This window comes from Janthinobacterium longum (assembly GCF_051380735.1).
In the GTDB taxonomy this organism is placed as follows: Bacteria; Pseudomonadota; Gammaproteobacteria; order Burkholderiales; family Burkholderiaceae_D; genus Janthinobacterium.
This window is the reverse complement of the sequence record NZ_JBNYXQ010000011.1, coordinates 69,483-90,215: the sequence shown is the minus strand read 5'-3', so window position 1 is coordinate 90,215 and position 20,733 is coordinate 69,483. Positions and strand designations below refer to the sequence as shown.

At 46.9% G+C, this 20,733-nt stretch carries 18 protein-coding genes and 2 pseudogenes; all 20 read right to left on the bottom strand.

Annotated elements, in window-relative coordinates; translation table 11 throughout:
- Nucleotides 1-284: 284 nt before the first annotated feature.
- Nucleotides 285-821: pseudogene (locus ACQ4WM_RS21960) on the bottom strand (IS5 family transposase); the annotation flags it as partial.
- 93 nt (nucleotides 822-914) lie between these two features.
- Nucleotides 915-1,424, bottom strand: coding sequence for a hypothetical protein (locus ACQ4WM_RS21955; protein ID WP_436548775.1), 510 nt, complete (start codon nucleotides 1,422-1,424; stop codon nucleotides 915-917).
- Nucleotides 1,421-3,067: an IS66 family transposase gene (gene tnpC, locus ACQ4WM_RS21950; protein ID WP_436548774.1), complete on the bottom strand. Its 1,647-nt coding sequence runs from the start codon at nucleotides 3,065-3,067 to the stop codon at nucleotides 1,421-1,423. The genes ACQ4WM_RS21955 and tnpC overlap by 4 nt, the downstream gene beginning before the upstream one ends.
- 21 nt (nucleotides 3,068-3,088) lie before the next feature.
- Nucleotides 3,089-3,445, bottom strand: coding sequence for an IS66 family insertion sequence element accessory protein TnpB (gene tnpB, locus ACQ4WM_RS21945; RefSeq protein WP_436548773.1), 357 nt, complete (start codon nucleotides 3,443-3,445; stop codon nucleotides 3,089-3,091).
- Nucleotides 3,445-3,768 (bottom strand): IS66 family insertion sequence element accessory protein TnpA, encoded by a 324-nt coding sequence (gene tnpA, locus ACQ4WM_RS21940; protein ID WP_436548772.1) that lies wholly within the window; start codon nucleotides 3,766-3,768, stop codon nucleotides 3,445-3,447. The genes tnpB and tnpA overlap by 1 nt, the downstream gene beginning before the upstream one ends.
- 83 nt (nucleotides 3,769-3,851) lie before the next feature.
- Nucleotides 3,852-4,250, bottom strand: coding sequence for a transposase (locus ACQ4WM_RS21935; protein WP_436548833.1), 399 nt, complete (start codon nucleotides 4,248-4,250; stop codon nucleotides 3,852-3,854).
- Between the two features lie 271 nt (nucleotides 4,251-4,521).
- A pseudogene (locus tag ACQ4WM_RS21930) lies at nucleotides 4,522-5,616 on the bottom strand (glycosyltransferase family 4 protein); the annotation flags it as partial.
- A gap of 189 nt (nucleotides 5,617-5,805) precedes the next feature.
- Nucleotides 5,806-6,792 (bottom strand): glycosyltransferase family 4 protein, encoded by a 987-nt coding sequence (locus ACQ4WM_RS21925; protein WP_436548771.1) that lies wholly within the window; start codon nucleotides 6,790-6,792, stop codon nucleotides 5,806-5,808.
- A 40-nt stretch (nucleotides 6,793-6,832) separates the two neighbouring features.
- Complete coding sequence (locus ACQ4WM_RS21920) at nucleotides 6,833-8,131, bottom strand: hypothetical protein (protein WP_436548770.1); 1,299 nt, start codon at nucleotides 8,129-8,131, stop codon at nucleotides 6,833-6,835.
- Nucleotides 8,128-9,153: a glycosyltransferase family 2 protein gene (locus ACQ4WM_RS21915; protein WP_436548769.1), complete on the bottom strand. Its 1,026-nt coding sequence runs from the start codon at nucleotides 9,151-9,153 to the stop codon at nucleotides 8,128-8,130. Before ACQ4WM_RS21915 ends, ACQ4WM_RS21920 begins: the two co-directional genes overlap by 4 nt.
- Nucleotides 9,153-9,758: an acyltransferase gene (locus ACQ4WM_RS21910; RefSeq protein ID WP_436548768.1), complete on the bottom strand. Its 606-nt coding sequence runs from the start codon at nucleotides 9,756-9,758 to the stop codon at nucleotides 9,153-9,155. The genes ACQ4WM_RS21915 and ACQ4WM_RS21910 overlap by 1 nt, the downstream gene beginning before the upstream one ends.
- A gap of 102 nt (nucleotides 9,759-9,860) precedes the next feature.
- Nucleotides 9,861-10,883, bottom strand: a complete 1,023-nt coding sequence (locus ACQ4WM_RS21905) for a glycosyltransferase family 2 protein (protein ID WP_436548767.1) — start codon at nucleotides 10,881-10,883, stop codon at nucleotides 9,861-9,863.
- A gap of 708 nt (nucleotides 10,884-11,591) precedes the next feature.
- Nucleotides 11,592-12,944, bottom strand: a complete 1,353-nt coding sequence (locus tag ACQ4WM_RS21900) for a polysaccharide biosynthesis protein (RefSeq protein ID WP_436548766.1) — start codon at nucleotides 12,942-12,944, stop codon at nucleotides 11,592-11,594.
- A 50-nt stretch (nucleotides 12,945-12,994) separates the two neighbouring features.
- Nucleotides 12,995-14,065, bottom strand: coding sequence for an NAD-dependent epimerase/dehydratase family protein (locus tag ACQ4WM_RS21895; RefSeq protein ID WP_436548765.1), 1,071 nt, complete (start codon nucleotides 14,063-14,065; stop codon nucleotides 12,995-12,997).
- A gap of 107 nt (nucleotides 14,066-14,172) precedes the next feature.
- Nucleotides 14,173-15,090, bottom strand: a complete 918-nt coding sequence (locus ACQ4WM_RS21890; protein ID WP_436548764.1) for a transketolase family protein — start codon at nucleotides 15,088-15,090, stop codon at nucleotides 14,173-14,175.
- A complete protein-coding gene (locus ACQ4WM_RS21885) occupies nucleotides 15,090-15,893 on the bottom strand; it encodes a transketolase (protein ID WP_436548763.1) in 804 nt (267 codons plus the stop codon). Before ACQ4WM_RS21885 ends, ACQ4WM_RS21890 begins: the two co-directional genes overlap by 1 nt.
- 349 nt (nucleotides 15,894-16,242) lie before the next feature.
- Nucleotides 16,243-17,568 (bottom strand): lipopolysaccharide biosynthesis protein RfbH, encoded by a 1,326-nt coding sequence (rfbH, locus tag ACQ4WM_RS21880; protein WP_436548762.1) that lies wholly within the window; start codon nucleotides 17,566-17,568, stop codon nucleotides 16,243-16,245.
- Between the two features lie 14 nt (nucleotides 17,569-17,582).
- The gene (gene rfbG / locus ACQ4WM_RS21875; protein WP_436548761.1) at nucleotides 17,583-18,650 is read right to left on the bottom strand and encodes a CDP-glucose 4,6-dehydratase; all 1,068 of its coding nucleotides are present in this window, start codon (nucleotides 18,648-18,650) and stop codon (nucleotides 17,583-17,585) included.
- Nucleotides 18,650-19,420 (bottom strand): glucose-1-phosphate cytidylyltransferase, encoded by a 771-nt coding sequence (gene rfbF / locus ACQ4WM_RS21870; RefSeq protein WP_436548760.1) that lies wholly within the window; start codon nucleotides 19,418-19,420, stop codon nucleotides 18,650-18,652. Before rfbF ends, rfbG begins: the two co-directional genes overlap by 1 nt.
- A gap of 82 nt (nucleotides 19,421-19,502) precedes the next feature.
- A complete protein-coding gene (locus ACQ4WM_RS21865) occupies nucleotides 19,503-20,732 on the bottom strand; it encodes a GumC family protein (protein ID WP_436548759.1) in 1,230 nt (409 codons plus the stop codon).
- Between the last annotated feature and the right edge of the window lies 1 nt (nucleotide 20,733).

Sequence of the window (20,733 nt, the reverse complement as noted above, 5' to 3'; positions counted from 1 at the left end):
TAACGTAGCGGAATTATAATTTAAAATTAATTAAATTAATGAAAAAATGACTTTTTCTTTACTTAAAATACTACAGACTTACTTCTATGCAGTTTATCATTATATACTTAACAAAGCGTTGATCAATCAACGTTTTTGACGCCTAGCGAAACGCTGAACTAATCAGTTTTTGGCACTGAAAGGCGTGTTGGTGTAGAGCTCAACAAGATTTCTCGGCCGGGTTCAGTTTTTGAAGCCTGCGATGGCCATAAACCGGGATTCCGGAGGCCATTTTTCACTGCTCTTCATGCTGCGGACGCAATTTGGGCATGCGTCCTGCCCAAGTACCTACGGGCAAGTACCAGGTTCGCCAGGCCAAACAGCGTAAACAACTGTGCGTTGTTCTTGGCCAGTCCGCGATAGCGGGTCTTACGATGTTTAAACCGGCACTTCACGACATGCAAGCAATGCTCGACTTTCGCGCGCACGCTGGCCTTTACTTGTTCAAGCTTTTCCTTGGCGCGACCCATAGGATTTTTCTTGAGCGCCTTGCGCAGGCTGGGACGCATCGCTGTGTGCGAATCGATTTCTTTGTCGGCATTCTCAGCTCGCTTGGCCACACCCTGGTAACCCGCATCGCCCAACACAACCGATTCGCCGCCATGCAGCAGCGCGTGCGCCTGAGCTACGTCGGACACGTTGTCAGCCGTGCCAACGACGGTGTGGATAAGGCCGGTTGCCATGTCCATACCAACGTGCGCTTTCATGCCAAAGTGCCAGTCATTTCCCTTCTTAGAATGGTGCATTTCCGGATCCCGTTCACCCTCTTTGTTTTTCGTCGTAAGCGATCCATAAACCCCAACCTTGCTCGCTAATCTTCTGGCCGGCATGATGGTGGCATTGAAGTCCATGCTTCACGAACCAGGCAAGGTCGTTCAGGTTCGCTTCGCGGGCTCCGGGATCGGGGTGAATGCGATACAGTTGACGAAGTTCATGGCGGCGAGCATAACGTAGTTGTCGGTCGCTTCGGGTGTGATGCCGGCCAACCATTTGTTGAGCTCGTCGGTGACATAGGCGAGCAGCGGTTTTTCCGGATGGGATTCGAGGTATTGCGTCATGGCGCGCTGGCGTTGTGCCAAGGCCAGGTCTTCACCAAACCGCACCGTGGCGACATAGCGTCCTAATTGCTTGTCCAGGTCAGCCTCGGTGATCAATGGCCAGCGTAACCCCGACTGCTTCATTGACTGGAAGCAGATGAACAGCAGATCAAGCACCACCTCGATTTTTGCCGGGGCGACACCCATGCGGTGGAGTGCGAGCGCCGAGCCGAACAGGTTTGGCTGCCGCTCGAACAATTCGTTGGCCAGTACCTCTTTTTGCTCGATGCCCATGGCGCTTACGACTTTGATGGCGTCGGCGAGCGTCGGCGATGAGATCCGGCTCATTGCAGCACGCCCATCGGTGTCACGCTCTGGCCGTGGTCGAGTGCGCTCACATTCCACGGCAGCAGCACCTCAACGTCTTCCACATTTTTCGCCGCCGGCAGCTCGTGCAGCACGCGTCGCAACCAAGTGTAAGGTTCCACCCCGTTCGCCTTGGCCGTCTCCAGTACCGAGTAGATGACGGCGCTGGCGTTGGCGCCGGCCACCGTGTCGCTGAACAGCCAGGCTTTGCGACCGACGACGAACGGGCGGATCGCGTTTTCGGCGCGGTTGTTGTCGATCGGCAGGTCGCCGCGCTCCGTGTAGCGCGTCAGGCGCGGCCAGCAGTTGTGCAGGTACGACAGCGCCGTGCCGAGCGCACTTTTCGGCGTCACACCCGGCAGCGTCTGGTCGACCCACGCCCGCAGCGCCGCCAGCGCAGGCACGCTATGGGTTTGCCGTGCCAGCAGGCGCGTCGCGTCATCGGCGTCCTTGTGGTCGCGCTCGATGCCGTACAGCTTGCCGATCAGCGCGACAGCCTCGTCGGCCAGCCCGCGCTTGCCCTTCGGCTGCACCTTGACGGCCTCGACGAACCGGCGACGCACGTGCGCCCAGCAAATGAGCTGCTCGATGCCATCGGTACGCATCAACTCGTTATAGCCGCTGTAGCCGTCGGTCATCACGTAACCCCGGTAGTCGTGCAGCAGGCGCAGCGGCACCTGCCCGCTGCGGCTCGCATCGTAGTCGAACACCACCACCGGCCGCCCCGGCGGCCCGCCCGTTTGCACCCACATATAGCTGTTCGAGGTCGGCGCCTTGCCCGCTTCCTTGAGCACCTGCACCACCGTTTCGTCGACGTGCAGGAACGGTCCCTCCAGCAGGGTGTCGCGCATCAGATTCAGCAATGGCTGCAGCACGCCGGCCGCGCCGATAACCCAGCGCGCCAGCGTCTGGCGCGGCACCGTCACACCGTGGCGGGCCAGCACGTATTCGAAGCGCGCCAGCAGCAGGCCGTCGATGAACTTGACCACCAGCAGCATGGCCAGCAGATCGGCGCTGGCGTTGCTCTTGGGCAGGGGTTGGGGCGGCAATGCCGCCGTCACCGGCGCGTGGGCACTGCCGGGGCAGCCGTATCGCTTGCGGATGTGGCGCAGCACGCGCACATGCATTGGCACCAGGTCGAGTTGCTCGCTGATCTCCTCGCCGATTTCCACCATCGGCGTGCCGCACGGGCAAGTACGTTCGGCGGCTGGCACATCGTGCACGATATCGACGCGTTTTAACTCGGCTGGTAACGGGCTGCGCTTGCCACGCCCCGGTTTGCTGTTCGATTTGGCATCATGCTTGGTATCCGGCGACAGCGGCGCCACATCCTGCGTTGCATCACTGCCAGCGGCCAACGCCTCGGCCTCGTCGAACAAGCGGCCTTGGGCTGACGACTGTTCCGAGCTGGCGCCGAACATGCGGTGGCGCGCCAGGACGAACTGTTCCAGCATGTGCTGCATGTGGTTCATCGCCTGCGTCTTGACGTCGTGGTGCGCGGCGATGACCGAGTGCAGCAACGCCGTCAGCGCTGCCGCATCGGTCGGCAACACGGCCGGCAGCACCAGTTCTGGCAGGCTGTAGCGCGGCGGCAGGTTGGACGGTTTGGCGGTGGTTGCAGGCATGCCGTAGTTTACCAAATTCCCCTATGAAACGGTACTGAAATGCAGGGTTTTATGGGGTGGTTTCTGCCACACATCGAAGCCTTCCAGCAGCCACTCGAACTGCTGCAGCGTGACCCCTTGCGTGGCGCCGTCGGCGTGGCGCGGCCACGCGAATTTCTCTGCTTCGAGCCGCTTGAGCCACAGACAGAAGCCGTTACGGTGCCAGTACAACACCTTGATCTTGTTGCGGTCGCGGTTGATGAACACGTACAGCGCGCTGCCGAACGGATCGAGGCCCAGCGCCTGCTCGACGAGCACCGACAGGCCGCCGATGGACTTTCGGAAGTCGACCGAGTCGCGGCATAAAAACACTTGGTCGATACGGCAGCCCGGGTGCATCAGCGCGCTCCGGCGTGGGCTTGGTCGAGGGCCAGCAGCCAGGCTGGCGACGGCAGCGCGGCCAGCTCCAGGCGCAGACCGGAACGCAGCACCAGGGTGCACGCACCGGTTGCGGCGCCAACTGCCGTATCAACCACGCGCAGGGCGACAAATTGGTTCGCCGCGCCATCGGCGTCGGTTACTGCGGCCTGCGTCAACTTGCGCCGCCAGTAGTACAGCGACGCCAGCGTCAGGCCATGCTGCCGTGCATATACGCTCGCCGCCATGCCTTCACGGCGGCAGGCCTCAATATGTGAGGTCCAGAATTCGGTGTCGCCTTCCATGCTTGCTCCCGTTTAAATTGAAACGGCAAGCATGCGGAAATCGGGATCACGCAACAAGGCTGTGGTTTATGGAGCGCTTAAGATCATGGCAGCAGTCGCGCCAGCAACAGTGTCAGCGTCGCCGCATCGACCTGGCCCTCCAGGCGCAGCTGGGCGTGGCCCACGCTGAGCACGATAACGCCAGGTACGGTGCTGGCGACCGGTGTACTTGCGGGTAAGGTGTCGAGCACTGTGACGGCCACCAGCTGGCTTGGCGCATTGCCACCGGCAAGCGCCCCGTCACCGAAACGCTTGCGCCAACTGAACAACTGATTGGTATTGATCTTGAGCTCACGGGCGATCAGCGAAACGGAGGCGCCATCGACCTGCGTACGTGCCACAGCGGCACGCTTGAATTCATCGCTGTGACGGCGATACGGCCCGCGTTCCGCCCTAGTTGGAACTGGTTGAATTATTGTGTCCGTAAATAAATTTTCGGACACAATCAACTTGTGTCCCAAATTCAATCATGGCATCGTGCGGTGCCCAAGGGTAGACGGCGGTGGGCCGACGCTTACAGCGAACTCGACGTCAGAAAAGCTGGTTTGTTTCTCATCTCAAGGCTGGAGGGGAAGGCGTAATTGTGCCATCTCAGAACGTAACGCGTAGGTTTCTTGCTGATTAAATCAGCATTTCCCTAGCATGTCAGAGACAACGGCAATGAAAAAACTAATTACGAATAATCTTTGCATCCTGAAACTCCGCCCAGCGACGTTCAACATATTCTGAAAATTCTCGATTGAAACGATCTACAGAAAACCGCTCGGCATTGCGCCGACAATCTTCCGGCGAAAATTTGTCTAGGTGGCATTCAAAATACCGAACTGCCTCACACAAGGAAGCGACTGTTTGCTCTTCAAAAAAAACACCGGTGGAGTGTTCACCGTCGGCGATAACCGTCTCGAGCGACCCACCTTTGCCGAATGCGATCACAGGTGTACCACATGCCTGAGCCTCAACCGGAGTAATACCAAAATCCTCCTCAGCTGCAAAAACAAAAGCACGTGCTTTTTGCATACTACTTTTCAGCACACTGAAAGGTTGATAGCCCATCATCTCTACATTCGGCCCGGCCTTGGCCCTGATTTTTTCCATTTCAGGGCCAGCACCTATTACAAGAAGTCGCTTATCCGGCATCGTGGAAAAGGCTTCTACAATCAAATCCATTTTTTTATAAGGCACTAACCGCGAAGCGGTAAGGTAAAAATCTTCCTTTTCATTAGTCTGTGCAAACGAATTAATATCTACTGGAGGATAGATAACATCACATCTACGCCCATACATTTTTTTTATCCGTCGAGCGATAAAATGAGAGTTTGCAACAAAATGGTCAACCCCATTTGCAGTCCGTGTGTCCCATATGCGCATTTTGTGTAACATCCATTTCGCGATCCAACCTTTCAGCCCCCTTTCTAAATTTGATTCGCGTAGATATTGATGTTGCAGATCCCATGCATAGCGTATTGGCGAATGTACATAACTAATATGCAATTGATCCGGCCCTGTCAAAATACCTTTGGCAACGGCATGGCTACTCGAAATGACGAGTTGGTACGGAGACATATCCAATTGTTCTACAGCTAACGGCATTAGCGGCAAATAGGAACGAAAAAATCTTTTTGCCATTGGCAAATTCTTGATAAATGTGGTTTGCAAATTACGCTTCCGCAAAAAATCCGTAACCTTAACAAAGTCGGGATCAGCATAAACTGCAAAAATATCGGCTTTAGGATAAAGTGAACAGAATTGCTCAACTACTTTTTCCGATCCAGCCAGAGTGGTGAACCACTCATGCATCAACGCAATTTTTCTCATTGGAAATTTAATTTAGACAATAGTAAAAAAATGAAAATTCTATCCTGTGAGCAAGGATAAAAAGAAATGAAAATACCTGAAAATATGCAAAACTTTCTTATTATCCAAAAAAATGATATTTTTCACAATGCCTTAATAGGCGCTGAACACTTCAAAAATAATACCGAACCAGAAAAATTATATCTATATTAACTTTAACACCTGATCGATTTTTCGAACCGTTTCATTCCAAGAGTATTTAGCTCCTTGAAGTAAGCCTTTTTCACGTAAATCGTCACGTAAAGTGGCGTTGGAACACAATTCGGCGATTCCGTCCGCGATCTGCGATACCGATAATGGATCAACTAAGATCGCCGCGTCACCTGCTATTTCTGGTAGACAAGTAGTTGTTGAAGTGAGGACCGGCGTACCACAGGCCATGGCTTCAATCAATGGAAGGCCAAAACCCTCATACAGTGAAGGGAATACCAGCGCAATTGCGCCACGATATAAACCGGGAAGATCTTCCTCGGCCACACGTCCAAGAAATACAACGCGGTGACTAACTTTAAACTGATCACAGAGTGCAAGCATGGCCGCATTTTCCTGGCCGGTAAATATCAAACGAATAGCCTGATCGGTTTGCGCCTGCGAGAATGCTTCTAATATACGTGGTTCATTTTTATGATCTTTACGATTACTGACGCATAAAAGATAAGAATATCCAGGCTGATATGGCTTAACATTAAAGTTATAACTAGAATCGACGCCATTTCCCACATTAACGATACACTCAAGATCAACATCGGCCCATTCCGAAATCCGCCTCCTTGAAAATTCAGAAACCGTCAAAATGCGAAAAGCTTTGCGACAGGCTCGCTTTAATATTATTTTATAATAAAGACGCTTAAAGAAACTACTATTTTCAGGCCTATCAATGTGATTCAGATCATGCACAGTAAAAATAAATTTACGGCAAAAGAAAAGAGGTGCATTAAATCCTGGGCTAAATAGACAATCACCTTTAATTGTTTTTAACAAGGAAAAGAACAGCAATCGTATTGGATCTAGTGCAGAGGTAGGCTTACCAGTCACCCTAACTGATTCCAGTTTGAAGTTCTGTTCAATCACACGGGCGAAACGGCCAATACCATGATCACCTATCCAGCGAGAATCAAAATAAATTTTCAAAATTTGAGTACCTCTAAAAAATAATGCATTGAAAATTCCATCAACGCTGACTTAGATACATTTTTTTGTACCAAAACCCTACTAGAATGAAGATATTCAGCAATATCAAGTCTGAGATTGCAGTCGCTCCTGCGATAAAATTAGTAATCAGCAAACCGATCAAAAACATAGCATAAAAAACTTTCTCAGCTTGGAAAAGTGGTGCACGTCTAAATACCGCAGAAACCGAAGCAATCAAACAAAACAATAAAAAAACACCAAAAAAACCAGAAAAAACCAGAGCCGTAAAGAGCAGGCTTTCAGGAATTGTCGAATAAACTCCATTGTCCATATGAATGGCAAGCTTTTCTATCTCGCTGCCGTACAATTCTAGGTTATATCCCACACCAAAGAACATATAATGATAAGAGCTGAAAATGAGTCGCAAACTAAGCATCCAGGTATTAAAGCGACCAGAGATATTACCATCCACACCACCTGACGAAAGAAACTCGAACATAAAGCTTATTTTTTGCCCCATCTGAGTTTGTGATGCGGCTAGCATTGCAATAATAAATACCGCGCCCAATGAAAATAATGGCCAAAGTCTTATAGCAAAAGGTTTTATAGAAATACTCTTGCTAGCGCCGGAAAAGCAATAGCCGCCCATGATTAATATTACAATTAACAGCCCTTCTCGACTAATCGACGAAACAATGTTTAACGAAATAAAAAACAAAGATAGTGCAAAGAAAAACTTGGATATTTTTTCTTGAAAATACAATGAGGAAACAGTTGCTAATTGCAATGCAACGTAGGTAGCCCAAACGCCATGGCTCAAACGACCAGTACTTTGTAGAGAAAAGCTAGTCAGGCTGAAGTATTTACCTGATAAGCCACCACTAATCTCATCGATATCAAACGCCAATTTTCCCGAAAAAATTTCGCTACCTCCGATGATAACGAAATACATATTAAGCGCCAGCGCTGCAGTGCCAACGCGCGCTATAAGAGGCATCCAGTCACGCCGCTCATCGAGATGGAAAATAATTGCGGGAACGCAAACGTATATGAGAAGTTTCAAAAGCCTCATAATGCTACCGGCATCGATACCACTCGAAAAAGAAGTTATCCAAGTCGAAATAGCTATCATTCCGATAAACGCGAGATACCAACGCTGCACAGCTGTACGAAACAACGAGTGGAAATCGAGAAAAAAAACACATACGAAAAGGAACGCAAGAACAATTTCATATGGATATATAACTATCTCGCTCGAAAATCCAATTTTAGGCATCAAAGGGGCGAATATCAATATGGTCATCGCCCCGGTACAAATAGTTTTTAATAGATTTTTCACTTGGAGCGCAATCCAAATAAGACACGTCGTATAATATCTTTGACTCCTACTCCCAATGTATTTTTTAATAATTTAAATATAAATACAGGCAACACTGCGATAACGACTGCAAAAAACTTGAAGAAAATATTGAAATCATTTTCTTTTATATATTTCGAAAACGTGAAAAAATCATAGGTGCGGTCAGCTCTTTTTGACATCAAAAACAGCAATGAGCGATGCCAAAATACGGCCTCCTGGGATATTCGAGCTTTTTCCAAGGATTTTCCACCGTACAATCGACCTGCTAAGCCAAGCATTTTATCCCAACCAAACATGACGTCAAACGGCACGGCATTCCAAGATGTTGAACTTACATCCTCAGCGCGATTTTTCACCAATGCTGCAGCTATCATCTGCACTGAGGTATCAGCAACTAGTTCGGCGACGACACCCACATGGGTAAAAAAAGTACACTCATATTTCTTACGGTCGACCTTTAACCAAGCTTCTGGAGCAATGATACAACCACCAATAAAACCAGCGGCCCAAATATATTTTTCGAAAAATTCAATGCCACTGATAAGTACGTTATTGTAAATTTCAATCCTTTTCTCTCGAATAATTCTACTGTAGTCGTTTGATATATATGAATAATTACAATATATATATGGTAAATTACTTTTCTCAAGTATAGGAAAAACCTCGCTTATAGCTTCCGGCGCCACCAAGTCGTCTTCACCCAACAACCAAACATACTTAGAAGAAGCCAGCTCGACCGATTTGGCGATATTCTCATCTATACCTAGATTTTTTTCATTTACAACATGAAAGATCAGCGGATAGCGTTGTTGGGCTGCTCGAATAACCTCAACATTAATTTCTGAGAGTGAATCATCGTAAAGATATACAGGCACAGAAAAATCAGTCGCTGCTGTGATAATCGAATCAAGGCAGCGCCTTAACAAATCAGGCCGTTTATATATTGGTATACCGATGCTTAAAATTGGTTTACTAGTTACATCATTAATTAAGTTACTCATCAGGAAATTTTCCTAGCGGGAATTCCGCCTACAGTTGTTCTATCAGGTACATTTTTTGTCACTATAGAATTGGCACCAATTACAGCACCATGGCCAATAGAAATGCCAGCCAGAATCACGACACCTTCTCCAATCCACACATCTTTACCAATTTTTATCTCCCCCTTTGAAAGCAAAGGCCGTTGCGCAGGCGAACGCATCTTAATCAAGCTCAACTCATCAGCCAACGAACCATGAGAGTGATCAGTAATTAAAACATTACTTCCGATCATTACACCATCATCTATGGTAACCTGCGAAATGGCAGCGATATGAACATTCCGACTAATCGAAACATTCTTGCCTATTTTGATGGTGGGCGAGAATTGTTGGTCGCCATAACGCATTATGGCATCAAGCCAAAGCATATCTTTAGCATAAAAATTTTCTCCTAAGCTTATTTTCTGCGCCCCACGTATGATAGAGCGGGGCCCGATATAAATATTTCTTAGATGCCATCTCTTTAAAATCAAACGGGTTCCTATTTCATTACGCAACCTATCCGCGAAAAATAAAAATAACGAATAAAAACCCTGCTCTGAAATATACCTTAAAACTTTTTTCATCGTGTTATTTTTTAACTAAATTTTATCGTTAATAAAAAAAGTAATTAATTTAAAGAATTATTTTATAAATATAATAATTACCAATTTAAATTCACTGAAAAATTAATTATTAAACCTTCTTTGGAGAAATAGCCATGTCTTGGAGATAGCCCTTGTCACCATCCAAAAATAACGCGCATTTCGATTATTCGCGCGCAAGATCGGAATTACCAGCCATCTAAAAAAAAGCTCGCCACTGTACTCAGCTCGCAAAACTGTCATTATTTTTTCAGAATCAAATTTTCCAAATTTTCCTATCGTATTTTTTCGCACTCCCCAAATCAAGCCGGGAATAAAACACCACAACATGCTGCGCCGGAAAAAATTTCCCAAGTCTGGAGTAGAAGCAAAAAAGTGATCAACGATGCGATTGAAATTTTTTGAAAAGACATCAAATACTGTATAACCTCCGCTGTTACCAGCCCTAGCGAAAATCAGCTCTTCGCGGCCGAGAAAGAAACGCTCACCATGTAATAGCAGGGAAAAGATCCATTCGAGCTGCGCCAGCGAAGTACCTGCAAAACGGCAATAGTCTGATGTAGCCACTTCACGGTATTTTTCCATATTCATGATCCAGGAAGAAATGAATGTCACATAAATATTTGAACGAACCGCCAATCCTTTATTAGTCACCTGAACGATTTCGGTTGATAATGGTTTTTTATCGATAAATCGGGTTAGGTCACCTTCCTCCCAGCGCGCTGGTAAATAAACCAGATCAGGATTTTCGGAAATCAAAAAATCAATTAATATTCTCAGTGTGCCGACCATCGGAAAGTCATCGTCGCCCATAACCCATACATATTTACCCAAAGCTAATTGACAACAGGAAATTATATTCAAATCCGAACCACAATTAGTGCCATGATGATGAATAGTAATTCCCGGAATATCAGCTAATTCCTGCAGATAAATAGCGGTCCCATCCGTTGATGCATTGTTACATACCAATATTTCCAGCTTTATACCTAAAATTTCTTGACTATCCCCATGAATCTGCTTCATCACGGACTCGACTAACAAGCGTAGGCAATCGACGCGATTAAAGGTAGGGATTGCGATGGTTAAAACCGGAGAAAATTTCATAATATCCCATTACACTTTATTATTAATAACTATTCAGATTTGATTTTTCTGAATCAGGTTTCCAGCAAGGGCATATTACATGTAAGCAGGCCATAGTTTGGCGTGACGTATCGAGGTAAAAGCCAATCACAAAGCAGTTTTGTGTACACAGTGAGTACTAAACAAGCCTGAGAATTTCTGTTTCATTTTTAACATGCGAATGGCACATGTCGAACTTCTTAATGTCCGCACACCGAGATCGTACACAAATAACTACACTGGATCGAAATACAGGCGCAAGCGTCTTAGCTGGTCGAAGGACGTCCGTTGTTTGACTCGGCCAGTTTGTGTAGGGCAGAAAGACTTCGCTCGGCCTCGCTGAGGTCAGCATGATAAGAGGGTTCTCCAGGCTGCAATATTGGCATCACCGAACCGGATGTTTTTTCAGCTTTCCACGCCGTATAGTTGGCTATTACCCAGTTTGCTAGCGACCACTTGCGTAGCGAGTTGGTTCTGAGCAAACCATCGTTGGCTATAGTTGCTTTTTTTGCAAATTCAATTACAGCGATTCCACCAGATTTCAAAAAGTAAAAAAATGCCTCCAGTTGTATAAACTAGTGCAGCAAGATCAGAATAGGCACATGTTTTCCATGACGAAATGGTTTAAAAAGGTTTATGGTTTTTTTTTGAAAAACTGATAATTATCAAATTTACGAAAAATTTATCCAATTAGACAGCATCAGTATTCGAGTCAGCGTGCCATTGAACTCTCTTGCTTCGAAATATTAAGGTTCCCCAAATCAACCCTCCAGTACAAATCAGTAGATAAGCGGCCATCATTGATGTAACACCATAGTTTTTACCAAAATAAAATGTTGATATACATATCGATATTCCTATTGCAAGCGATAACCACATAAAGGGTTCACGTTTATGAGACCGTAGGTAAATAGCTTCCGCAAACACGACGTGATTTACAATTGCTACCAACATCAGCAACGAAAATGGAAGCAAAGGCAGCATCCGATCAGCTAAATTACTTCCGAAATATGTGAGCGCATATTTCAATATAAAGGCGCCTAAACCACCAAAAACGACCACCAGCATGGATTGCTTAAGTATACGGGCAAACAACGTGTCGAGCTCAGTATAACGTTTTGATGCGATAAGGTTACCAAAGGTGGGCGCTTTCGTATTAATCCATGCAATAGCAATAGATGATATCGCAGATCCAATACTCAAGCTCATTCCCATTTGCCCGGCAGGCACAGCCCCTTGATAAGAAAATAGGACTGGAACAAATAACTGTAAAATAAGATAGCCGCTTAACCAACTGAGCGCAATTTTCCATTGAAACGGCCAGATTTCGTGCCTCCACGATATCGAACTGTTTACTTTGGAGTGCCACATGTCAGCAAAGAATGCATGATAAACCTTCCAAAACCACCAGAGAGCCACAACTACCGACATCATGTTCAGCATCGGTAAGGCAAGCAAGCCACCACCAAGGGTCAACGTAATCCATGCAAAGACGCTGCCAGCGATATTTTGAAGCATACGCATGCGTGCTACTTCAGCAATTCGACCACAACCCTCTAGTATGGAAAGTATAGGAAGAATGATGATATTTAGTGCAGCCATCACTGTCAAAAAAGCCCACGGGAGCTGCCAACTGATATTGCCGCCATGATCGCTATTGGAAAAAAATATCCAACCGGCTGGTAACACGGTAAGCAATATAAGCAAAGCAACCACGCCATACCATTTTAATACCAACTGTAATAATGAACGGACCCTTCCCTTTGCAAAGTCGTCACCATCCAGCGTGCCATCATCGCTCCAATACAATTTGATCATTTCATGACTTGCAAATTGCATCACCACGTAACTCATACCCAGTTCGAAAATTATCTGCAGAGCAATTACACTGGAAAAGGTGTAATAAAATCCCTGTTCCGGCAACGACAAGTTTTTCACTATGAACCATAATGTTGCAAGACCAGCCAAGCTGCTCCATCCGCGCCCAAGCAATGTATAAGCAACAGCGCGGTCAATACCCAAAAACGAAAATATTTTTTTCACAGAATCCTATGGTACTTTTATTTAATTTTGCATTACATAAAAATATCTATCTAATTTTTAATATTTTTCTCAGATATTTGCAATTCAAAACTTGCAATTGTTCTTTTAAAACCATCCTGAATTCCAAAAATAGGGTGCCAATTAAGTTTATTTGCCTTTTCAATAGAAGGACAAGTTCTATGAACAGGACTTTTCAGATACACCGAATCTGCCGCTCGATGTTCAAATACAACAGACAATTTTTTTTCAGGGAACAATTTCACCAAAGTCTCTGCAAGCTGTGCAATCGAGGTCTCAGCATCCGGATTTCCAACATTGTAAGCACTACCGCTTTTTCCCTTTAACATGACAGTAAAAAAACCCAGTGTCGCATCTGCGAGATAGCAAAATGGGCGTATCGCGCTGCCATCACTCTTCAGGTGGATATCGCGGTTATTGAGTATGTCAGCCACAAAGTCGGCAAATACACGGCCATCATCAAGTGCCATCCCTGGACCATATGTATGAAATGGCCGAACAATCGTTGTATGTAACCTATATTGTTTCGCCCAAGAGGCGCACATAGTTTCGCCGATACGTTTACTTTCAGCATAACAAGATCTTACTTCAATAGGATCAAGGTAACCAAAATCTGTTTCCTTTAACAACTGATCAAATATTACAGGTTGACCGTATACGTCACCGCTACTAAAAAATAGAAATCCATCCGCCTTGCTGTCTTTGGCATAATCCAAGAGATATGCAGTTCCCATTGAATTTGCTTTCAAAGTTCCAACCGGATCTGTGGCGTAAAATTTGGGACTAGCTTGACTTGCTGCATGAATTACATAGTCAGCACGTGGAAAATCAGGAGGTAACGGTAATGATATATCATGATGAAATAATTCCACACCATCCTGTAACAAATGTGCCAGTCTTAGCGTTGCCTTTTCAATATTACGAACAAGTCCGATTATGCGAATATTTCCAAGACGCCGATTCAATTCAGCTAAACACTCAACCATATATGCTGGCAAGAAACCTGCGGCACCTGAAACAACAACCGTTTTATTTTCAAACAGATTCCAAGGAAGGTCAGCGGATAAAATATTATTTACATCTTCTTTAATAATCTGATTCATTCTGTTTCTTCCAATGTTCTAACGATACGTCTTTTTTACTGTCTACTCTAGAAAAAAAATTTATGCGACAAAATTTTATTTCATTGGATTTAATTGCGGTTAAATTCTTAAATATCATTTCCATGAATGAATTTACGAATTTTCTCGGCTATCGAAATAGTGTCAATCCGGTGTTCTTTCAATAAATAATCCCAAGTACCACAGGTATCTGAAAAGCGATCCTCAACTCCAATTCGGCATATCGGCAATGGATTATCTCTCGAAATATTCTCGGCAATACAAGCCCCCAAGCCTCCAATAATGGAGTGCTCTTCGATTGTTACGATAAAAGCAACTCGCTCTGCAATTTCGTTCAACTGCTTAGAATTTAACGGTTTAATCGACGGCATGCTCCAGACTTCCGCATCCAATCCTTGATCTACTAGGTCAATTGCCGTCTTCACCATTGATCCTGTAGCCAGAATTGCTGTCTCACCTGATCCTTCACGCACTTTCAATATTTGACCAGCAGTCAAATCGAAAATGTTTGTATGAATATCTCCTCGATCACTTTTGCCCATACGGATATATACAGGCGAATGAAGCTTGAATGCAAGCTTCATTGTAGCCTCCATTTCAAACCGGTCTCCTGGCGACAATACAGACAAACCCGGTATCGCACGAGTGCAAGCTATATCCTCGGTAGATTGATGGCTAGTTCCCAGATGACTGTAGACCAGCCCAGCACCATCACCAATCAGAATCACCGGTAGGTTTTCATAGCAGATATCAATTTTGATCTGTTCCAATACACGTACCGGGACAAACGCTGCCAAACCATAGACGATCGGTTTGAAACCGGCCTTGGCTAAGCCGGCGGCAACGCCCACCATATTTTGCTCAGCAATGCCAGCATTGATGAACTGATCTGGCAACACTTTTCGGAAATCATCAAACAGGGCGTATCCATGATCGCCCGTCAACAACACGATCTTAGGATCGGCCTGCGCCGCATCCACAATGGCTTTTGAAAATGCTTCTCTCATTATTCTCGCTCCAACTCGGCCATTGCAGCACCGAAAGAATCTTCCGTCAACCGGGTGTAGTGCCAGATATTTTGATGCTCCATAAACGACACACCCTTACCTTTCACAGTACGCGCCACGATGGCCTTGGGTGTACCATTCTTATTCGCTTTTAGCTGTACCAACGCCTTTTCGATGGCGCCCTCATCATGACCGTCGATCGTCACGGCCTCAAAGCCAAAAGCGCTGAACTTGTTCTGCAGGCTGCCAAGCCTCATAACTTCAGTGGTCTTGCCCATTGCCTGGAAGCCATTTTCATCAACAATTACGACTAAATTGTCCAGTGACCAATGAGTTGCGAACAACATCGCCTCCCACATTGTGCCTTCATTCATTTCGCCGTCGCCAACGATCGCATAGCAATATTGATCGGTTTTCGCCAACTTTGCGGCCAACGCCATACCCACGCCTACCGACAAGCCATGGCCAAGTGAGCCAGACGTAACCTCACAGCCTGGCACATGTCCATCAGACAAACCTTTAAGACGGGTACCATCGCCGAAGTAATTATCAAGGTCGCTCTTTTGCACCCAGCCCTTCTCGTGCAAACAAGCGTATTGACCCATGACGCCATGACCTTTGCTCAGCACCAGATAATCGCGTGCTAAAGCGTGCGGATCGTTGCTAGGATAACGCAAGTGATTTCGGTATAGTACTGCCAGAATTTCAATGAGCGAAAACGCACAGCCAATATGTACGGTCGAGCCGGCATACGCCATTTCGATGACCGTGCGGCGCAACTTGCGCGGATTAAATTCAAACATTATGAATGCCTTGGTTGGTCGAGACTGACGGCTTACGATGAATTGTGCCTTCAATCAATGGATTTACGTATGGCCCACAACAAGCCGTTATATTCAAAAAATTCACCTTTATACGGCGCTTATTCGCATTCAATATACTAATAAGGTCAAATTTGAGGTTTGCGTGTAGCAATACCTCCATAGACCTCCAGCTAATCCTTTATGCACCGCTAGTAATGAAAATATGCTGCGCAAGTGCCCTCTGCCACCGTAAACGGATATGCGCTTCAAAATTAGTCAGATCTTTCACTATCAGCTGTAAACTCATGGTGCGGATTTTTTCACTCTTGATATGGCTTTTACATTTTAACTAGAAATTCACACCAAAAAATTCTTCGATCTTGCTGATCGAGAAGTCCATCATTTCTTTAGTCAGGCCAGGGAACACGCCGATCCACAGGGTATCGTTCATGATGCGGTCGGTATTGGTCAACTCGCCCGAAATGCGGAAATTACGACCGATCATGTACGGCTGGCGCGTCAAGTTACCGGCGAACAGCAGACGGGTGCCGATCTTGAACTGGTCCAGGAAGGTCAACAGGCTGACGCGGTCAACGTTCGCTTCCGGACGGATAGTAATCGGGAAACCGAACCAAGATGGATCCGAGTTCGGGGTCGTTTCCGGCAGGATCAGGAACTGTTCACAGTTTTTCAGGCCGTCTTTCATGTAGGCGAAGTTGTCCTTGCGAGCCTGGATGAAACCGGCAGCGCGATCAAGCTGCGCCACACCGCATGCTGCTTGCATGTCGGTGATCTTCAGGTTGTAGCCCAGATGGCTGTAGGTGTACTTGTGGTCATAACCTTCTGGCAGCGTGCCCAGCTTGCAGCAGAAACGCTTGCCGCAGGTATTGTCCTTGCCCGGTGCGCAATAGCAATCACGGCCCCAGTCGCGGAACGATTCGGCGATCACTTTCAGGTCAGGATTATTGGTGAACACTGCGCCGCCCTCACCCATCGTGATGTGGTGCGCAGGGTAGAAGCTCATTGTGCCGATATCGCCGAAGGTGCCGCACATCTGGCCGTTGTAGGTCGCGCCCAGTGCATCGCAGCAATCTTCGATCAGCCACAGATTGTACTTTTTGCACAGTGCAACGATGACTTCCAGGTTGAACGGGTTGCCCAAGGTGTGGGCCAACATGATGGCCTTGGTCTTGTCTGTGATCGCCGCTTCGATTTTCGAGGCATCGATATTGTAGGTACCCAATTCCACGTCGACAAACACCGGCACCGCACCGTAGCTGAGGATCGGATTAACGGTGGTCGGGAAGCCAGCAGCTACGCCGATGACTTCGTCACCTGGCTGAATTGCGCGCGCCCCCAGTTTCGGCGAGGTCAGCGCCATGAATGCCACCAGGTTGGCTGACGAACCGGAATTGACGGTCATCAGAAATTCCACGCCGATAAATTTGGCCAAGCGCTGTTCGAACTGGTCGTTGAAACGACCGGTGGTCAGCCAGGCGTCCAGCGACGCTTCGACCATCAATTCCATTTCAGGTGCGCCAACGACTTTGCCGGCAGGCGGGATCACCGTCACGCCAGGCTCAAAAGCTTTTGGTGTGCTGGCCAGTGCGCCGTATTGTTTTACCAAGGCTGCGATCTGGTCGCGGATTTGTTGTTGTGTCAGTTGTTCGCTCATGATGCAGCTTTCAGTTAAGTATTTTGATAAGTAGCAATTTGTGCCAGCGTGAATTCACGCATATCGGCACCCTGGTCACAGGCTTTATGCCATTCGACGATTTTGGCGATGGTCTGGCCGATATCCCAACGCGGATGCCAGCCCAGCTGGCCACGCGCCTTGGAACAATCGAGTTTCAGATAGGTTGCTTCGTGTGGATGGTTTTGACCATCGAGTTGCCATGACGCACCAGCGCCCCATTCCTGCGTCATGCGTTCGATAATCCATTCGACCGGTTTGGCATCGATGTCGTGCGGGCCAAAATTCCAGCCTTCGGCGTGCACAGGGCCTTCGGTGTACAGCTTTTCCGCCAGCGTCAGGTAGCCGCTCAGCGGTTCCAGCACGTGCTGCCAAGGTCGGATCGCGTGCGGATTGCGGATCATTACCGGCTCGCCGGCGCCGATAGCGCGCAACATATCCGGAATCAAACGGTCAAGTGCCCAATCGCCACCGCCGATAACGTTGCCGGCGCGGCCACTGCCCAAGGCAATACCATGCTCGGCATATTTCTCGGGATTGAAGAAGGAACTGCGATAGCCGGCCGTCACCAGTTCCGCACAACCCTTGCTGTTGCTATAGGGATCATACCCACCCATGGCCTCGTTTTCGCGGTATCCCCATGGCCATTCGCGGTTTTCGTAGCACTTGTCACTGGTAACGTTGACCACCGAGCGCACCCCTGGCGTTGCACGTACAGCTTCAAGCAGGTTGACCACGCCCATGACGTTGGTGGCATAGGTTTCCACAGGGTTGACATAGGAATAGCGCACCAAGGGCTGAGCCGCCATATGGATCACGATTTCAGGACTCGCCTCGGCCATGGCACGCTTGAGCGCCTCGCCATCGCGCACATCACTGATCATCGAACGCATGCCTTGCGACACGCCGGCCACTTCAAACAGACTCGGCGTGGTTGGCGCTTCCAGCGCATAACCGGTGACATCGGCGCCGAGCTGCTGCAACCACAGGCTCAACCAGCCGCCTTTGAAGCCGGTGTGACCAGTCAGGAAAACACGTTTTCCTTGCCAGAACGCCGCATTCATTAGTATGCCTTCCAGGGCGCGTTACCCGATTGCCACATTTCTTCCAACTGCACCTTATCGCGCAGAGTATCCATCGGCTGCCAGAAACCACGGTGGAAGAATGCATCGAGCTGGCCTTCGGCCGCGAGGCGCTCCAGCGGCTGTTTTTCCCAAGTGGTGCTGTCGTCAGCAATATAGTCGATGACTTTTGGCGACAACACGAAATAGCCGCCATTGATCCAAGCGCCATCACCTTGTGGTTTTTCTTGGAAGCTGTTGATTTTCTGTTCATCCAGGACCAATGCACCGAAACGGCCAGGCGGCTGCGTCGCAGTCAAGGTCGCGAGCTTGCCGTGAGCCTTGTGGAAAGCGATTGATTCGGTGATGTTGACATCACTTACGCCGTCGCCATATGTGAAACAAAAGGCTTCTTCTCCTTCCAGATATTGCTTTACGCGCTTCAAGCGTCCACCAGTCAGGGTTTCATCGCCGGTATCGACCAACGTAACTTTCCATGGCTCAGCATTGCGCGAATGCACTTCCATCTGGTTATTCTGCATATCGAAGGTAACGTCCGAGGTATGCAGGAAATAATTGGCGAAATATTCCTTAATGACATAACCTTTGTAACCGCAGCAAATGATGAAGTCGTTCACACCATGAGCGGAATAGCTTTTCATAATGTGCCAAAGAATCGGTTTTCCGCCTATTTCCACCATCGGCTTAGGCTTTGTCGCAGTTTCTTCACTTATGCGAGTACCTAAACCACCCGCCAAAATAACAGCCTTCATCTTTCCCCCGATAAATACGATAAACTATATCGATATATAAATATTATAATTAAACGACAAAATATTTTAAATTAAATTTAATTTAACGCATGCGCAAGGCTATAGATAATTCATCCCAGCGCTTGGCCATTGCTTTATTTTTTCTTGAACGAACATACATTTCACGGAACAATGCAATTAATATACCAAAAATCCCACCACCGAGAGTTCCAGAAATTAGCAAAACAAACCTCATTGGTTTTGATTTTCGTTCTGCCGGAATTGCTCTATCCAATTCCTGAATAGAAGTCGAATCTTTAGCTTCATCTATTTTCGCCAACTCAAATTGTTTTGCAACTAACTCAAAAATAGATTCATTATACTTAACATCACGAAGGACTCTAATATATTCTATACCCACTTCAGGAATCTCACCAGATGATGTCATTATTCCACCATCCTTCTTAAACTTCTCCCGTTTCAAATTGCCTAATTGACCATTTAAGGCTGAGATCTCATTCTGCAATTTCTGATATTCCGGATTATTAGATGTAGCAAAACTCCGCATTGCAGCTAACTGCACTTCCCTTGAAGCAATGTTCGCCTGCAACTGCGCCATACTCGCAATAATTTCTTTAACTTGACCATCTAACTGAATTACACCAGTATTTTGTTGCATTTTTTTCATTGCCATTTCAGCTTTTGCTAATTCATCTTTGGCAGAGCTTAATTTACCTTCGAAAAACAATCGACGTCGTGAAGCTTCGGTTATAGCTAAGCCACGTGTTAATTTTGCAAGTTCCTCGACATAAGTATTAGCCATATCGGCTGCAATTTTCGGATCTGAATCTTCAACCTGAATCGATATCAATCCAGTTTTAGCATTAACAATATTGGTTTTTTCACGTAACTTTTTTTCAGCGGAAGAGTAGGTATCGACCTCATAGCGATCCAATAACTTAAATTTATTTATCAGAGCATATGAAATCGTCCTACTCTCAAGCATTCCCACATAAATATCGTTTGGATTCTTCAAGCCTGCAAGAGCACCAGCGCCTGAACTCAAGCCACCAATTTGCCCCAACATTGCTGCTACGCCAAAACTCTGCTGTTGCTGAGGTGGGAGGATGACTGCTCTGCCGGTAAAAATTGGAGTCATAAGTACGCCTGCAAGCAGTGCGGCAGCACCAAAAAAGATAGCTGAACCAAATATAATTTTTTTTCGCCTTGCGAGAACGATTAAAAAATCAATTAAATGAATATCATCGTCAATTTTTTCATTATTGATGATTCCATTCTCATTCATATTATTATCTTTAATCATATCAACCATT

Excerpts from the sequence above, each read along its gene's own strand:
- ACQ4WM_RS21885 (WP_436548763.1), bottom strand. The coding sequence starts at position 15,893 with ATGTTTGAATTTAATCCGCGCAAGTTGCGCCGCACGGTCATCGAAATG.
- rfbF (WP_436548760.1), bottom strand. The coding sequence starts at position 19,420 with ATGAAGGCTGTTATTTTGGCGGGTGGTTTAGGTACTCGCATAAGTGAA.
- ACQ4WM_RS21905 (WP_436548767.1), bottom strand. The coding sequence starts at position 10,883 with ATGAAATTTTCTCCGGTTTTAACCATCGCAATCCCTACCTTTAATCGC.
- tnpA (WP_436548772.1), bottom strand. The coding sequence starts at position 3,768 with ATGGAAGGCGACACCGAATTCTGGACCTCACATATTGAGGCCTGCCGC.
- rfbH (WP_436548762.1), bottom strand. The coding sequence starts at position 17,568 with ATGAGCGAACAACTGACACAACAACAAATCCGCGACCAGATCGCAGCC.
- ACQ4WM_RS21915 (WP_436548769.1), bottom strand. The coding sequence starts at position 9,153 with ATGAGTAACTTAATTAATGATGTAACTAGTAAACCAATTTTAAGCATC.
- ACQ4WM_RS21910 (WP_436548768.1), bottom strand. The coding sequence starts at position 9,758 with ATGAAAAAAGTTTTAAGGTATATTTCAGAGCAGGGTTTTTATTCGTTA.
- ACQ4WM_RS21895 (WP_436548765.1), bottom strand. The coding sequence starts at position 14,065 with ATGAATCAGATTATTAAAGAAGATGTAAATAATATTTTATCCGCTGAC.
- tnpB (WP_436548773.1), bottom strand. The coding sequence starts at position 3,445 with ATGCACCCGGGCTGCCGTATCGACCAAGTGTTTTTATGCCGCGACTCG.
- ACQ4WM_RS21955 (WP_436548775.1), bottom strand. The coding sequence starts at position 1,424 with ATGAGCCGGATCTCATCGCCGACGCTCGCCGACGCCATCAAAGTCGTA.
- rfbG (WP_436548761.1), bottom strand. The coding sequence starts at position 18,650 with ATGAATGCGGCGTTCTGGCAAGGAAAACGTGTTTTCCTGACTGGTCAC.
- ACQ4WM_RS21890 (WP_436548764.1), bottom strand. The coding sequence starts at position 15,090 with ATGAGAGAAGCATTTTCAAAAGCCATTGTGGATGCGGCGCAGGCCGAT.
- ACQ4WM_RS21865 (WP_436548759.1), bottom strand. The coding sequence starts at position 20,732 with ATGGTTGATATGATTAAAGATAATAATATGAATGAGAATGGAATCATC.
- tnpC (WP_436548774.1), bottom strand. The coding sequence starts at position 3,067 with ATGCCTGCAACCACCGCCAAACCGTCCAACCTGCCGCCGCGCTACAGC.